At 46.3% G+C, this 14804-nt stretch carries 11 protein-coding genes; 7 read left to right on the forward strand and 4 right to left on the reverse strand.

The features are described 5' to 3' along the window. Window positions 1-13 precede the first annotated feature (13 nt). Window positions 14-559 carry a hypothetical protein gene (locus QUA10_RS11675; RefSeq protein ID WP_333082808.1) on the forward strand — a complete coding sequence of 182 codons (546 nt, stop codon included), beginning with the start codon at window positions 14-16 and terminating at the stop codon, window positions 557-559. A 613-nt stretch (window positions 560-1172) separates the two neighbouring features. After that, on the forward strand, window positions 1173-2330 hold the full coding sequence (locus tag QUA10_RS11680) for a M12 family metallopeptidase (protein WP_333082807.1): 1158 nt from the start codon (window positions 1173-1175) through the stop codon (window positions 2328-2330). Between the two features lie 558 nt (window positions 2331-2888). On the opposite strand, the gene QUA10_RS11685 is transcribed toward QUA10_RS11680, so the two are convergent. Both QUA10_RS11685 and QUA10_RS11690 read right to left on the reverse strand, forming a co-directional pair. Next, a complete protein-coding gene (locus QUA10_RS11685) occupies window positions 2889-8087 on the reverse strand; it encodes a DUF4347 domain-containing protein (protein WP_333086256.1) in 5199 nt (1732 codons plus the stop codon). 350 nt (window positions 8088-8437) lie between these two features. After that, on the reverse strand, window positions 8438-8581 hold the full coding sequence (locus QUA10_RS11690) for a hypothetical protein (protein WP_333082805.1): 144 nt from the start codon (window positions 8579-8581) through the stop codon (window positions 8438-8440). 38 nt (window positions 8582-8619) lie between these two features. On the opposite strand from QUA10_RS11690, the gene mtnA reads away from it, so the two are divergent. The 3 genes from mtnA to QUA10_RS11705 are packed head-to-tail and all read left to right on the forward strand — an operon-like array spanning window position 8620 to window position 11068. Then, window positions 8620-9681 (forward strand): S-methyl-5-thioribose-1-phosphate isomerase, encoded by a 1062-nt coding sequence (gene mtnA, locus QUA10_RS11695; protein WP_333082804.1) that lies wholly within the window; start codon window positions 8620-8622, stop codon window positions 9679-9681. Between the two features lie 49 nt (window positions 9682-9730). Further along, complete coding sequence (locus QUA10_RS11700; protein WP_333082803.1) at window positions 9731-10207, forward strand: type IV pilin-like G/H family protein; 477 nt, start codon at window positions 9731-9733, stop codon at window positions 10205-10207. 3 nt (window positions 10208-10210) lie between these two features. Beyond that, a complete protein-coding gene (locus QUA10_RS11705; RefSeq protein ID WP_333082802.1) occupies window positions 10211-11068 on the forward strand; it encodes a rhodanese-like domain-containing protein in 858 nt (285 codons plus the stop codon). A gap of 118 nt (window positions 11069-11186) precedes the next feature. Here the strand turns inward: QUA10_RS11705 and QUA10_RS11710 are convergent, their stop codons facing one another. Further along, complete coding sequence (locus tag QUA10_RS11710) at window positions 11187-11534, reverse strand: hypothetical protein (protein WP_015174783.1); 348 nt, start codon at window positions 11532-11534, stop codon at window positions 11187-11189. A gap of 241 nt (window positions 11535-11775) precedes the next feature. Between QUA10_RS11710 and QUA10_RS11715 the strand changes: the two genes are divergently transcribed. After that, entirely contained in the window at window positions 11776-12735 is a 960-nt protein-coding gene (locus QUA10_RS11715) for a cation diffusion facilitator family transporter (protein WP_333082801.1), read from the forward strand. 204 nt (window positions 12736-12939) lie between these two features. Here QUA10_RS11715 and QUA10_RS11720 read toward each other — a convergent pair whose 3' ends face one another. After that, window positions 12940-14364 (reverse strand): TIGR03985 family CRISPR-associated protein, encoded by a 1425-nt coding sequence (locus QUA10_RS11720; RefSeq protein ID WP_333082800.1) that lies wholly within the window; start codon window positions 14362-14364, stop codon window positions 12940-12942. A gap of 103 nt (window positions 14365-14467) precedes the next feature. Here QUA10_RS11720 and QUA10_RS11725 point away from each other — a divergent pair, with 103 nt between their 5' ends. Then, on the forward strand, window positions 14468-14773 hold the full coding sequence (locus QUA10_RS11725; protein ID WP_332956612.1) for a CRISPR-associated protein Csx3: 306 nt from the start codon (window positions 14468-14470) through the stop codon (window positions 14771-14773). The last annotated feature ends 31 nt before the right edge of the window (window positions 14774-14804 follow it).

Below are 14804 nucleotides of genomic sequence, written 5' to 3' on the forward strand. Positions count from 1 at the left end.
GATAAATAATACCATGTTAATCGAACAAAAGCAACTAAAAGACATCGCGAATTGGATGAAAGTAGAACATCCAGCGGAGTTACCCGAAGTCCTGCAAGGTATCTTTTTTATGGACGGGAATGTTTTACCAGACGATTGTCTGACGATGTATAGTTCAGACTGGAATGCTGAGGAACGGACGTTATTGCTGCGCGTTTTTGACCCTGTTATCTGGACATTTCATTCATCAATGGCGGGACGGATGTTAATTTATTTAGTCAAATTTTCTCGCTTCAGCTACTTGTTCCGATTCTCTGATGCAACTTTGCAGCACGGACACATCACGCCGATAGTGTTTGGATGGTCTGTGCCGCCGTGGCTGGTAGATTTTTTGATTGATCGAGATCCGAATACTCCGAATGGAGATATCTGGTATCGCACAAACTCGTTTTTCGGCAAACCCGCTGAGAGCGGATATATACTCCGCAGGGTTGTAGACAAAGATGGCAACTACACATCAGCCTTTCCAGATATGCTGTCTAAAGTTGAGAGTGATTGTTTAATCATTGCCAAAGAGTGAAAATTTTTACCAAAACTACAAAACCCGCTTCGTTAGGCGGGTTTTGTTGATCGAAGCGGCGGGATTTTAACCGACGACCCCCACTAACACAGTTTTATTTGCTAGCCTATAAAGGCTATGCAGCAAGCTCTAGCAGGCTGTTGTCAATTCTTCCTATCAATAATTCGGATAGTGTGTGATTGGCAAATGTAGAATAAGGGTTTCAGGGCGATTGCACAATCGATATCCCAACGGAAAATCAAGGGTTTCAGACTAGGACCTAAAAACAGTCCTGACTATCGATCGTTGACAGTGTAAAGCTTGAAACTAGAATGGGGAACACGAGTTCTCTGTAAAGTGCGATCGCCATCTCCTCATGGGATATTGAGGGTAGGAAACCTCTCCGTCCAGACTCATCATTATAACAAAAAATCTCGGTTTCACAAGGATTTAATTCAGTTTACACAAGCTCGACAGCTCGCATTTATCTAGGTCATTGTTGACAGGGTTGCAGTTTCTCTTTCCTGAATCTACTGTGCTCTCACTTGATTCAGGTAGATGAACACAAACATTCTCAAAATAGCTGGTTCTTTGGACTTAAAGTCCCTAGGTATTCACTTTGGAGGAATTTGTCATGACTAAACTTTCACAAATCGACTCTTATCAACTTGAGCAATTACTAAAACGCCTCGAACAAATTGAAGCTAAGCTCGGAATCAAAGTTGGCTCAGGTAGCGCAGAATCAGGTAAAGAAGCACAACATTTTTGTGCTTTGCCAAAGGTTCCTCCACGCACTTTCGATCCGAGCGTGTCGCCGGAGCGTGTTCGTCTAATACGGTTACTCGGGAAGAAGTGGGTTAACGGTACAAAATTACGTTATTACTTTTTTGAGAGTGGTTCCTATTCAGGCGGGAATGAACAGAAGGAGATTGTGCGACAGGGGTTTGAGGTGTGGAAGAAGGTAGGGATTGGTATCAAGTTTGAGGAAGTTCGCAACATCAGCGAGGCAGAGATACGAATCGGCTTTTTGGAAGGGGATGGAGCCTGGTCATATGTTGGCCGCGATACGATCGATATTCCTAAACAAGGCGAGCGTACCATGAACTTCGGATGGGATCTTCGGGCTGATCCCCGTGGGGTAGATGTCCCTGTTCACGAGATAGGTCACGCCTTAGGTTTCCCTCACGAGCACCAAAACCCGTTTGCAGGTATCGTATGGGACGAAGAAGCCGTTTATAAATATTTTGGTGCTCCTCCTAACGAGTGGGACCGAGATACAACTTTTTATAATGTGCTCCAAAAGCTTGCAGTAGGAGAAGTGGAGGGGTCAAAGTGGGACCCCAACTCAATCATGCATTACGCTTTTGCAGCGGGACTCATTGAGAAACCTGTGGAGTATCAGAACGGATTAAACCCTGCTGGCGGACTTTCTGAGCAGGATGTGTTGCAGGTACGATTATTCTATCCCCCGCTTGATGACTCCAGTTATACAGAACTTAAACCCTTCCATTCCGAGATTCTGTCCCTCGCGCCTGCTGAACAGAAAAACTTTGTGATCAAACCCTCTGCTACCCGAACCTATACAATTGGAACCTTCGGAAAACTAGATACAGTTATGGTTCTTTTCGAGGATCAGAGTGGTGATCTCAAATATGTTGCGGGTGACGACGACAGTGGCACAGACTTGAATGCACAAATCAATGTTCGGCTTTATCAAGGTCGGCGGTATGTGTTGAGAATCCGCTTATACTCTAACTTTTCTGGTGGTGAAGCCTCAGTGATGCTTTGGTAAGGGCTGCCGCAAAATTTTAGAGAGAAAAGCGATTTCTCAAAGTAGTGCATGGCCACCCGTAGGGTATATAGGGCAAGCTATTTTCTATTTTGTCTTTTTTCTCCCAATAGAAAGCGGGTAATTTGCTCATCAAGCAGCAGGTGATGCGCGAGGAAGGCGGGTTTGGGCTGATTGGGGTCTGAAACGAGGTACAGCAGGTTGTGGTGACTTAGGGGGGCAGAGAGCCTCCCGTCTCCTGCCTCAACACTCCAATTTCTAGCTTGGGTGCAAAAGTGAGATGCTCCCCAGGTAGGACACGGCGCTGTGTAACCGAAAATGATATTACTTCTGGCTCATCAGAGTTTATTTGCCATGATTATACAGCGTATTCTAGGTTCATAAAGTAGTAGGGAAAAGGCAATGCCTTTTCCCTACGGGGATTCATGGATCAGGGGTGTACTTCACAAATAACGTGGAATCTGCTGTAAAATGTTTGGTTTCACCCTTTTTTGATTTGCCAACCGTCTATTAATCCATCGTCCCTACAATATTCTCACCTAATTAATTAGCTCGATCGCACTAAAGGAGTGCAAAATCTGTGGCAGTAATCACGCTTGCAGGCACATTGCTGAGAGTTGCCAAAAGTTGCCCGGAACCAGTAACTCGGATGAGAGTAGAAGTATTCTCCGCAACAATGCTCAGTTGCGAGAAATTTAAACCACCAATTAAGCCGATCGAATCGATGCCGTATTGAAAGTCTAAAATAGTCTCGCTGCCGAGGTCAAGACCCAAGATAAATCCATCGTTCCCGGTGCCTCCAATCAAAGTATCATTCCCTTGATCTCCGAACAAGAAATCGTCCCCAGCACTGCCGAGCAAACTATCCTCATCCTTACCGCCGTAAAGAGTATCGTTCCCAGTCTCCCCGTTAACGGTATCCTGACCTTCATTGCCAAACAGCAAATCGTTGCCCAAACCGCCGCATATTTGGTCTTGTCCGCCCGTAGAACCAATGGGGAGGGGGCTACCAATATCTCCGTACACTGTATCTTCCCCCTCGCCGCCACAGATAGTATCACTTCCTTCATCGCCAAATAGCAGGTTGCTGCCCAATTCGCCCAGAACAACGTCATCCCCCTTGCCGGCACGCACTGTATCATTACCATCACCACCTGCGATCGTATCTTGATTTTTCTCCCCGCTGAGGAAGTCATCGCCGGCCAAACCGAACACCAAATCGTTGCCAGTCAAATCCGGGTCGAAGGGGTTAATAGTTCCCCCGTAGATAGTATCGTTACCCTGGTCGCCAATTAAAGTATCGCTTTCTTGGTCGCCGAAAATAATGTCGTCATCTTTGCCGCCGTAAACAACATCCTCGTTCTTGCCCGCAAAGATTAAATCATCTCCAGCAACCCCATTGAGGTAATCATTACCCTCATTGCCAAACAGCAAGTCCCTGTCTATATCTGGGCCAACCGGGAAAGCACTGTTAAGTCCCCCGTAAACATTATCATTGCCCCGCAATCCTGCCAACAAATCATCGCCGTCAAAACCATTTATTTCGTCACCGTTATTCGTGCCGAAAATAGTGTCATTACCGTTAGTACCGTTGCGGCTATTAGTGACAGCATTTGGACCGCGAATACTGCTAAGGCTGGGTAAAACAATTTGCGAACAAATGCAGTCAACATCTTGTCCTTCTTGCGGTGGTGTTGGTGTTGGTTGGACTTGGGCCAAGGAATTGCCAAAGTTAATATTGCTAACATTAGTGCCGCTGACAGCAATAATATCAGCAGGATTGGCAGTAGTTTGCGTCCAACTAGGTTGATTGACTTCCCGAACTCGATAAGTTCCCGGGCCTAAATTGGCTAAACTGTAGCCGCCAAAACTATCAGTTGAAGTGTTAACTTCTCCAGCATCTAAAGAGTCATTGCTGTTAGCATCAAGAAAGATTTGCCAGTTCGGCAATAGCGGTTCTTGAGTATCCAAAACCCCATTGTTATTGAGGTCATTAAACTTGCTGCCGGAGATACTAATATTTTGGAAATTGCCAAAATTAACGTTCGATTGACTTTCGCCACTACCCAGATTAACCGCCGCCGGATTAGCAGTAGTTTGCGTCCACCCAGTCTGCTGGACTTCCCGCACATTGTATGTGCCGGGATTGAGGTTGTTGAAGCTGTAATTACCAGAATTGTCAGTGGTAACAGTAGTTTCGCCATCATCTAAAGAGTTGTTCCCGTTAGCGTCCAGGAAAATTTGCCATCCCGAAAGACCAGTTTCCTCCGCATCCTGAGTACCGTTGCCATTGCCGTCGTTGAATTTAAGACCGCTGATGCTGCTTTGTGGGACGGGAGTCGGAGGCAGAGGCGGAGTCGGAGTCGGAGTTGGAGGCGGAGTCGGAGTCGGAGTTGGAGTTGGAGGGGGAGGAAACGTGGATCGATTGCCAAAATTAACTGTAGCAGGAGTAGTTTGACCTGCTGCCAGAGTCACCGAAACCGGGTTTGGAGTAGTTGGCGCAATGTCCGCCGGTACAAGTTCCTGGACGCTGTAAGTACCTGCAGGCAAGTTGGGGAAAGTGAAACTGCCCTCAGCCCCGGTGTTAACGGAAGTTTCATTTGTATCTAGATTGTTGTTGTTATTGGTGTCAAGGAAAATCCTAAATCCGGAAACACCAAGTTCTCCGGCTGTTTGAGTGCCGTTGCCATCAATGTCGTTAAATGTAATTCCGGTGATGCTGCCTAGTACAGTGGGTATTGTTTGGTTGCCGAAATTAACGGTAGCAGGAGTAGTTTGACCTGCTGTCAAAATCACTGGGGGCGGGTTTTGAGTAGTTTGCCGACTGCCAACTGGCACAACTTCCCGAACGTTGTAAGTGCCCGCAGGCAAGTTGCCGAAAGTGAAGCCGCCGTTAGCATCGGTAGTTGCGGAAGTTTCGCCGGCACCGAGGATGCCGTCACCGTTTGTGTCTAGGAAAACTGTAACTCCGGGAACACCAAGTTCTCCGGCAGCTTGAGTGCCGTTGCCGTCAATGTCGTTAAATTTGAGGCCCGTGATGGTACTCAGTGGTACTGGTATTGCTTGGTTGCCAAAATTAACGGTAGCAGGAGTAGTTTGACCGGCTGTCAAAATCACTGCAACCGGGTTAGCCGTAGTTGTTTGGCTTCCAGGCGGTACAACTTCCCGGACATTGTAAGTGCCTGCGGGCAAGTTGGGGAAAGTAAAGCTGCCATTGGCCCCAGTCGTTGCGGAAGTTTCTCCGGCACCGAGGATGCCGTCACCGTTTGTGTCGAGGAACACTGTAACTCCGGCGACGCCAAGTTCTCCGGCTGCTTGCGTACCATTGCCGTCAATGTCGTTAAATTTGATGCCGGTGATGGTACTCAGCGGTACGACAACGGGAACAGGCTGTGCGGAAAATTCCGAGGTGTTGCCGGCGGCGTCGGTTGCTGTCGCGGTGATTAATTGGCCTGCGGTGACTGCTGCTGGGAAAGTTTGATTAAAAGCAGCGTTGCCCGTGGCGTCAGTAGTTACCGGGATAGAAGCGATGAAGGTTTGGCCTTGGGTGCTGGGGGGAGTGTTGGCGAAAATTTGGAGGGTGAATGTGGTACTGGGAATGCTATTGTAAGTTCCCGCGACGGTGACGCTGCCAGCGCTGGCGGTAGCGGTGGTGAGTACGGGGGTGTTTTGGAGATTGTTTGCACCGATGTCGGCGTCACCAGCATCGTTGGCGGTGATGCCGTTGTTGCCAAGGTCGATACCTAAGCCAAGGTTGGCGAAGATTGAGTTGTTTTGGATGCTATTTCCGGTACCAGAATTAACTGTGACCCCAGCTATAGCGTTATTGGCTATAGTATTCCCCACGCCCGGTGCTGTGCCGCCGATCGCATTATTGGAAGAGTCAACCAATACCCCAGGAGCGCTATTCGCCACTGCGGTAGTGCCGTCGGTTCCGACGCCGATGAAGTTTCCCCGCACAAAGTTACCTGTAGCTCCGGCATTAATGATGACACCGCTACTGCTATTGCCAGAAATGACGTTGCGCTCGCCTGCCGTCGAGTCCCCGCCAATTGTATTGTTGGTGGCATTGGCAGTGATGGCAACGCCAAAACCGGCGTTGGCGATGGCTGCCGTACCTGCGGTATTGGTGCCGATGAAATTGCCCCGCACACTGTTCCCTGTGGCACCGACACCCGAGATGCTGATGCCACTGCCAACATTGCCAGAAATAATGTTCCGAACCGCTGCTGTATTGCCACCGATCGTATTGTTGATCCCATTGTCTATGACGACACCTGCACCGTTGCTCAAGGCTGTTCCAGCGGCATTGAGGCCGATGAAATTGGCTTGGACAGCGTTGCTGCTGCTATTGTCAACAATGCTGATTCCGCTGTTAGCATTACCGGAAATGACGTTGCCAGCACCTGTTACACTACCGCCAATCGTATTATTGTTTGCGCTTCCCTGGACAGCTACGCCCACACTATTTGCAACTGCATTGGTACCGCTGACATCTGTACCGATGTAGTTGCCTAGGAGTTGGTTATTGATGGCTGCCGTGCCAGCAATGACTGCGCCAGTACCGTTACCGGAAATAATATTGCGGGCCGCTGCCGTGCTGCCCCCAACTATATTGTTAGCTGCCTCTTGGATAACTACTCCGGCACCGATGTTAGCTACTGCCGCGGTACCCGCTGCATTAGTGCCAATAAAGTTGCCCAGTACAGAGTTGCTCCCGCCAGCAATGATGACACCGAAAGTAGTATTGCCGGAAATGACATTGCGATCGCCCGGGTTAAGCCCGCCAATTATGTTACCGGTCGCACCGGACTGAATGACGAGGCCAAATACGCCGTTGGGCCTGGCCAGAGTGCCCGTGGCATCCAGACCGATGTAATTGCCAGATACTGTGTTCCCATTACTTTCAACAGAGATGCCTGCGGTGGTGAAACCATTGATTATTAATCCCTGCACCGTGCTGCCACCGCTACCAGCAGCAAGGATCAGACCGTTTCCAACGGTATTGTTGCCAGATAGCTGGATAAGTGGGATGCCTGCAAATCCAGTCTGCGAGGTACCGTTAATGATTACGGGAGCGGTAATAGGTGGCAAGATCGAGAGGGGCGCGATCGTCTGCAAGCCTGTACCAATGGCAAAGTTAATATTGTGCGGCGGTGCGGCCGCTGCATTCGCATCCGTAATCGCTTGTCGCAGCGAACCAGGCCCAGAGTCAGCGGTATTAATAACAGTAAACGTCGCCAAGGTATGCGCGTAACTTGCCATTACCTCCGGCTCTATCGCCAATCCTGTTTTAATCGCTCCCGTAGCGTATTCAAGTACCCAGTTTCCGCCTTTTTGGGCACTGCCCGTAATATCTGCAGAAGCAGCAATATTAGCTTTTGTGAACTTGCTCAGCTTTTGTACAAAAGCCTCTCCTTTTTCACCTGCTGCTACGTTACATCCGTATAGCAGAATTTCAAATCGATTTTTAATTGAGTTGACAGATGACGAAAACCACTGTTTCAAACTGTCGCGATATGTTTCTAAATTGTCGGAATTCAGGCTAGTGTGCCCTAACTGCAAACTTCCCGATTCCCCGTGAGAAATAATGTGAACGCTTTCTATACCTTTGCGGAGCTGCAATGCTTCGGCAATTTGTTCGATGCCGTCCCGCGTGCGATCGACTAAAATTACCTCTGTACCCGTTTTAACTCCTGTGGCCAGACTTTGCCAATCTTCAACTGCTGAATCTACGAATACTATTTGTTGGTTTTTCATAATTACTGTTTCCCCATGCACCTAGTTAGGTTTTCAAAATGTTGTTTCCCTGCGATGATAGTCGCTACTTCAATCCACCACAAATACGGCTACCACAAAACCTGCCTTTAACTCAGTAAAATTTGTACAGACAAAGCTTTACGATTATCTATTTTGGTGATTCTTGTAAATCTGTTGGATCTGGAAAGTTGCTCGATCGCACTTTTTCATTATCAATTTAAAAAAACCAGACCGCAGGTACAGCTAGCTTGTTCCCGATTACGGAAATTTTTCAAAAAACGTAAGTATAATTTACACAACTTAATGTACGGTTTTTTACTAAGTACACTTTTGTGAAAAAGAATCCAACTCTACACAAATTCCAAAGCCAGAGAGTGGCAGGTATCCAGCAATTCTTCACTCTCAAATCTCCAGTCTCGAATCTCAAACCGCAGGGCTGGGATTTTGGCAAATTCAGCGTGTCCCTCATAACATAGAGGAATAGTCGCCTTCATGGCATCATAGAAACTTGTCCCTCACATCATTGAAATCGATGACCCCTCAAAACTCCCCTGTTTCGCCCGTCACTTGGAAAGAAGACCGAGTTCTGCTAATTGACCAAAACCGGCTGCCGAAAGAATACGGTGTAGTCGAAATTAGCCGCTACGAAGATATGGCTGAGGCGATTAAAACTATGATAGTCCGAGGTGCTCCGGCGATCGGGGTAGCAGCAGCCTACGGGATGTATTTGGGGGCGCGAGAAATCGAAACGGGCGATCGCACCGAGTTTTTTACTAAATTAGAACAAGTTGGCGAGTTATTGCGATCGACTCGTCCGACTGCGGTTAATTTGTTTTGGGCAATATCGCGAATGCTCAAAACAGCCGAGAAAACTAGCGGTTCTGTCGAACAAGTGCAAAAAACTTTGTTAGAAATGGCTAAAACCATTCAAGCAGAAGACTTGCAAACTTGTAAAGATATCGGCGACAAAGGTTTAGAAGTTCTGCCAGCTACACCCGAAAAATTGAACTTACTAACTCACTGCAATGCAGGTGCATTAGCAACTGCAGGCTACGGTACTGCTTTAGGTGTATTTCGTTCTGCTTGGCGAGAAGGAAGACTCGGAAGAGTTTTTGCAGACGAAACTCGGCCCCGTCTCCAAGGTGCAAAACTAACCACTTGGGAATGCGTGCAAGAAGGAATTCCCGTCACATTAATAGCTGACAATATGGCCGCTCACTGCATGAAACTCGGCATGATTCACGCAGTAGTTGTCGGTGCAGACAGAATCGCTGCTAACGGCGACGCTGCCAATAAAATTGGCACTTACAGTTTAGCAATTGTTGCCAAAGCTCACAACGTCCCGTTTTTTGTTGCCGCTCCTCTGTCAACCATTGATTTTGAGCTTTCCGACGGCAGCAAAATCCCCATTGAAGAACGCGATCCAGTTGAAATGTATCAAGTTGGAACTACGCGAATTTGTCCTGTGGGAGTCGAATTTTACAATCCAGCTTTTGATGTAACTCCGGCCGAATTAATCTCAGGAATTATTACAGAACACGGCACGGTTGCTCCTGGGGCGTTGAAACAGTTTCAGGCAAAACAATTAGTATGATTGTATGTTGCTCAACCGCTCATTCCACCTGTTATCTGTGAAATTAAGCATGATTCCTAGCAGCAGTAACTGGCAGCTCAAAGTTGCGATCGCAGCTCTAACTCTGCCAGTTTTTTTCAGCACGGTCTCGGAAGCTCAAGTGTCACAAACTCTTAAAGCTAAGGAATTACAAGCGAAAAATTTTGTGGGTTCGATGAATAAAGCTCAGCAAGTTTACTATGCTGAGAAAGCAGGCTTTACAAGTTCTGTTTCCACTCTATTGGTTTATATGGGGCTCCAAATTAAACCTGACGCAGCCAATTACAGCTACTCGATCGGCATGATGAAAAAAGGTGCTGTATTTAACTACGGAGTATCAAAGCAAGCTAATCTCAAAAGTTTTGTGGGGGGAGTCTTTTTGGTGGGAAACAAGACCCAAACAATCTTGTGTATAAATGCTGCTCCTGGCAAGACTAAACCAGCTAATCCAACTAATACCAAAGGGGTTTTAGCCTGCGGTGCTAATACAGCCAAACTTACTCAATAAATTATGTCTAATTTACTGGGGAATTTTACAAATAACTGGATAGTAAATGCAGATTTAGCTAAGCAATTGCTGGAACAAGAAGCTACTTTACTAGATGCTCGTGTACCCATTTTAAAGTGGTTGTGCCGTCTCCCACCGGCTATTCCCGTAACTTGGCAGGAATTTTCGCGATCGGACTTTCCCAACAAAGGAAAAATTATCGAAAATAACACAGTTTTAACTCAAAAACTGCAAGCAATTTGTATTTGTCAAGACAAACCTGTCATAGTCGTTGCCGATTCTGTAAAAGGGTGGGGCGAAGAGGGGCGAATGGTTTGGATATTGCGGACTTTGGGACACGAAAAAGCAGTTTTTGTCGATGGAGGATATCGGGCTTTAATCAAAGCTGGAATTAATCGAGTGAAATCTGCAAACAATCCATCGAAAACAGGAGATTTTGTAATATCTCGCCGATTGAATTGGGAAATTCAGCGGGATGAATTGAAAACTATTTTAGGCAATGATAATTTAGTAGTTATCGACGCCAGAACACCGCAAGAATATGCAGGTAAAACACCTTACGGAGAAAAGCGAGGCGGCCACATTCCCGGTGCGGTTCACCTTTACTACAAACAGTTGATGGACAAACAGGGAAAACTGCTGGATCGCGGGGAAATAGTTGCTATTTTGCAGCAAAAAGGAGTTTCGCAGTCAACTCAAATTGTGAGTTATTGTACTGGGGGAATTCGCTCTGCCTGGTTGACTTGTGTCTTGACAAATGTGGGATTTAATGCTAAGAATTATGCAGGTTCAATGTGGGAATGGTCGGCTTCGCCGGCAGATAGCTATCCTCTTTCAATAAGCCTTTCAGGGGCGGGCTAGAAGCCCACCCCACAATAAAATTTAATGTTTGTGGAACAGGCCGGAAAGCCTGTTAAGTGAGAATGGTATCTGAACTCAGATTCAACCTATTAACTACAAACGATCGAGGTTGAGAATCTCAACCGACTTGTTCGATATACTGAGCGAGATCGTCGCGCAGGCGGCTGAGTTCGGCTTCGGTGGTCACGCGCACGCGATCGTCCCTAACCGTAATCAGCACTTTTGCAGCAAAAGGAGTTGGCCAGATATTCGGGTTGCAGAAAACTTCCAAAAAGACATCTCCTGCATACCGATATTCCATCGGTTTTTGGGGAGAAGCTTTAGCGCCAGCGGTTTTGGCTGCTACAGCTTTCAAGCTTTCCATCAAAGCTGCAATTTCGCTTTGCAAATCCCGCGCGGCTTGCGGGGAAAAGCTAAAGGAGACAGAACCCTCAACTAAATTCAGTGTCAGCGGAGAAAGAGACATGGGCAATGAAATTTAACATACGATTGTTAATGATAAAAAATATAGTAACCCAAAAGAAGTACATTCCCGCTCAATTGGACTGCGAGAATGCTATTAATTAAAAATTGTCTCAAGAAGCTAGGCTAAATTAATGAATATAAATCTAGTCGCAAGCTAGATTCAGCAATACTTTTAACCTTTTATGACTTGATAAGCTTTAAACTAGAAACCAGAAAACTTGACGGCTGAGCGAGGATATTTTATGGTTGCCGATAACCGTTCCGAAGTCCGCAAGGTTTTAATAATTACCTTATTGCTAAATTTGCTGGTGATGGCAATTAAAGCAGCCGTGGGATGGCTGACGGGTTCCCTCAGTTTGCTGGCAGATGCTTTGCACAGCGTCACGGACAGCGCTAATAATATTTTAGGATTGGTAACTAATCATTATGCCAATCCGCAGCCCGATCGCGATCATCCCTACGGACACCAAAAATTTGATGCTCTCGGAGCTCTGGGAATTGCTGTTTTTCTGGGAATTGCCTGTTTTGAAATTCTCAGCGGTGCTGTCGAAAGGCTGATTAACGGCGGTAAAGTTGTCAAAATATCCCCAAATGAACTGTGGATTTTGCTGATTGTACTGGGGATTAATATTTTTGTCACTTTTTACGAGCGCAGAGTTGGCAAACGCCTTGGTAGCGCGATTTTAGTGGCTGACGCCCAGCACACGATGAGCGATGTTTGGGTGACAATTATGGTCATCGGCGGGTTGATTGGTGTTTGGCAAGGGCAGGTTTGGAATATACCTCAACTGCAATTCCTGGATGTGTTTTTGTCTTTTCCTGTGGCTGTTTTGGTATTTAGAAGCGGTTGGAAGGTTTTAACAGAAAATCTGCCTTGGTTGGTGGATGAAATGGCGATCGCACCGGAGGTTATTCACGCGATCGCGATCGATGTGCCGGGGGTTGTCAACTGTCACTCGATCGCCTCCCGTGGCGTTGTAGGGCGTCAAGTATTTATTGATATGCACATGATTGTCGATGCTGTCGATGTAGAAACAGCTCACCGGATTACAGAAGAAGTAGAAGCCCGTTTGGAAGAACGTTTCAGCCCTGTACGCATCTTAATTCACGTTGAGCCGCCGGCTTACCATTCCGACCAAATTAGCTACGATTCTGAAGAAAAGGAAGAAGGAAAGAGGAAGCAGGAACGAGGAAAAATGTAGGCTGTATCCCCAGCAAACAGCAGCTTGAGGGATGAAGGAGGAAGGCGGTTTTTGCGATCGCAATTCCTCTAATTTTTTAAATGCTATCAAGGGAATTAATGCGATCGCACTTAATTTAGTGCTAGTTTTCCACAGGAAAAGGGGGGTTTTCCACAGAAATCAGCAAGTTTTCCACAATAGCTTTGATAATTATCGAGCAAAAGACTATTGGTACAAGTTCGCAGTTTTTTGGATTTCTACGGCCATTTTCTGTCGCAAGTTCCAAGGTAGCAGAATTTCGACTTCTGAACCTAAAGCGCGCAACCACCTCAGCGGGTAGTAGTCTGTCTCTCGGTAAGTGACTTGGTAGTAAGCATCGTCGGTTGGGCGAGACTGGAGAATTTGTAAAAGTGCCGATCGGTGTTCTGGGTTGGGAGTGTATTGTGTGATTAATGTGGCGGCGCGATCGATATCTATGGCGGTACAGGTAGAGTGAATGCTGATTCCCTGCATATAACTTTGATGAAAAGTGCGATCGAACCGCAATACCATCAGGGCAGTTTCTTTATAAAAATCGCAGCCCCAAGCTTCCTTTAACATATCGTTAACTGTGTTGGGAGTTGGCAGGTTATTTTCCTGATATTTTTCTTTGAGTAATTGCGGAACCCGAGAATCTTGCCAGTCCAAGGATTCTAGACGTTTTGAAATAATGCGATCGAGCCGATATTTGTACCAATTAATTTCACCTCTCGGGGTGCTGCCGTAGGCACACAAATATTTAGCTCGATCCATAAAGTAAATACAAACAGGATAAACAACGCACTCTTTAATCTGATTTTGATGAGCGCTGCGATAAGTTAATAGCAAAGGAGCGATATTTTGAGAATCCCACATTTCCTGCAATTCGCTCTGAAATTGATCGACAGCATCTTGCATGGGACTAGATTCGGGTACGAGATAATCAACGTACAAAAAGACGCGGTGATTATCTTCATCAACTACCTCTTCTGAAAATTGGTCTGCTAATAAAGGCAAACTCGGGTCTAGAAAACTAAACATCCCCAAAGTAGCAGCGAGATAAGCCTGTGTTTTTGGAGTCAAATTGCTGTCTGTATTGGGGTTTTCTGTTTGACTGGAAAGTGGCGGTATTGTGTCAACTCGGCGGTAGTTTTTACTTCTACCCGTCACCCTGGTTAACCGTTGCAGCAAATTCCGACTTACCAATAAATCGAAGTCATTTTGCAGGGATTTACGTACCTGAGCGAATAACTTTTCTGCCAAGAGCTTGTCTAAATCAGCATCGGTAATCGTAGTTATTTGTTTTTGCAAAGAATGCCGCCACTCGTTTACAGATACATTCCATTTTGTCAACCACTGTTGCGTTGTTTTGTTGCAAGCACAATTGGGGTCTGAATAGTTAAGAATATCTTCCTGCTTTTCATCTTTATAATTTTTGCCAAAGAAAGCTTCGCGCCAATCAGCATAGGTAAAGGGACTGCTAAGGGCAATATATCCCTCGTCGCTGTACAGCCAACTTACCAAAACCCACAACCGGATGGCGCGGGTGAGATTTTGAATTTGGTCGAGAGTTCCGTTGGCGAAATCCTCTAGGAGTCTGGGGTGTGGCGGATTGCGAAATGTTGGGTTCATGGTGGGTTGAGGGATTTAAATTGTGTTTTATAGCGTAAGGGCGATCGGAAGGGGGTGTTTCCGATAGTATGCAATAATCCGGGAGATCGAGTGGGAATAGCTGATGACTACTTACAAGATTGAACTTCAGGGTGAAGTGTTAAAAATTGGATTTGGAGAAGCTGCTCAAAACGACCAAATTGTGCGAGATGCGGCGACTCGTTTGGCAGAAATGAGCAATTCTGGGGAATTGTCGGGAGGGCGGCTAATTAAAATTAATGGGCCGGCATCTGTACCTGTAGCTTGTGTTTTGGTTCACAAAGTTTCTCATCTTTACGGTGCAGTTGGAGTTTTCGATCCGAAGTTGGGAAAATATGTAATTGCTATTACTCACAATCCTGAGTATAATTTGGGTGACTTAGTTGATTGATAGTTCGCTAGGTAATTGAGGAAGTTTTAGA

The organism is Microcoleus sp. Pol8_D6, assembly GCF_036700965.1.
Lineage (GTDB): Bacteria > Cyanobacteriota > Cyanobacteriia > Cyanobacteriales > Microcoleaceae > Microcoleus.

Excerpts from the sequence above, each read along its gene's own strand:
- QUA10_RS11675 (WP_333082808.1), top strand. The coding sequence starts at position 14 with ATGTTAATCGAACAAAAGCAACTAAAAGACATCGCGAATTGGATGAAA.
- QUA10_RS11680 (WP_333082807.1), top strand. The coding sequence starts at position 1,173 with ATGACTAAACTTTCACAAATCGACTCTTATCAACTTGAGCAATTACTA.
- QUA10_RS11685 (WP_333086256.1), bottom strand. The coding sequence starts at position 8,087 with ATGAAAAACCAACAAATAGTATTCGTAGATTCAGCAGTTGAAGATTGG.
- QUA10_RS11690 (WP_333082805.1), bottom strand. The coding sequence starts at position 8,581 with ATGAAGGCGACTATTCCTCTATGTTATGAGGGACACGCTGAATTTGCC.
- mtnA (WP_333082804.1), top strand. The coding sequence starts at position 8,620 with ATGACCCCTCAAAACTCCCCTGTTTCGCCCGTCACTTGGAAAGAAGAC.
- QUA10_RS11700 (WP_333082803.1), top strand. The coding sequence starts at position 9,731 with ATGATTCCTAGCAGCAGTAACTGGCAGCTCAAAGTTGCGATCGCAGCT.
- QUA10_RS11705 (WP_333082802.1), top strand. The coding sequence starts at position 10,211 with ATGTCTAATTTACTGGGGAATTTTACAAATAACTGGATAGTAAATGCA.
- QUA10_RS11710 (WP_015174783.1), bottom strand. The coding sequence starts at position 11,534 with ATGTCTCTTTCTCCGCTGACACTGAATTTAGTTGAGGGTTCTGTCTCC.
- QUA10_RS11715 (WP_333082801.1), top strand. The coding sequence starts at position 11,776 with ATGGTTGCCGATAACCGTTCCGAAGTCCGCAAGGTTTTAATAATTACC.
- QUA10_RS11720 (WP_333082800.1), bottom strand. The coding sequence starts at position 14,364 with ATGAACCCAACATTTCGCAATCCGCCACACCCCAGACTCCTAGAGGAT.
- QUA10_RS11725 (WP_332956612.1), top strand. The coding sequence starts at position 14,468 with ATGACTACTTACAAGATTGAACTTCAGGGTGAAGTGTTAAAAATTGGA.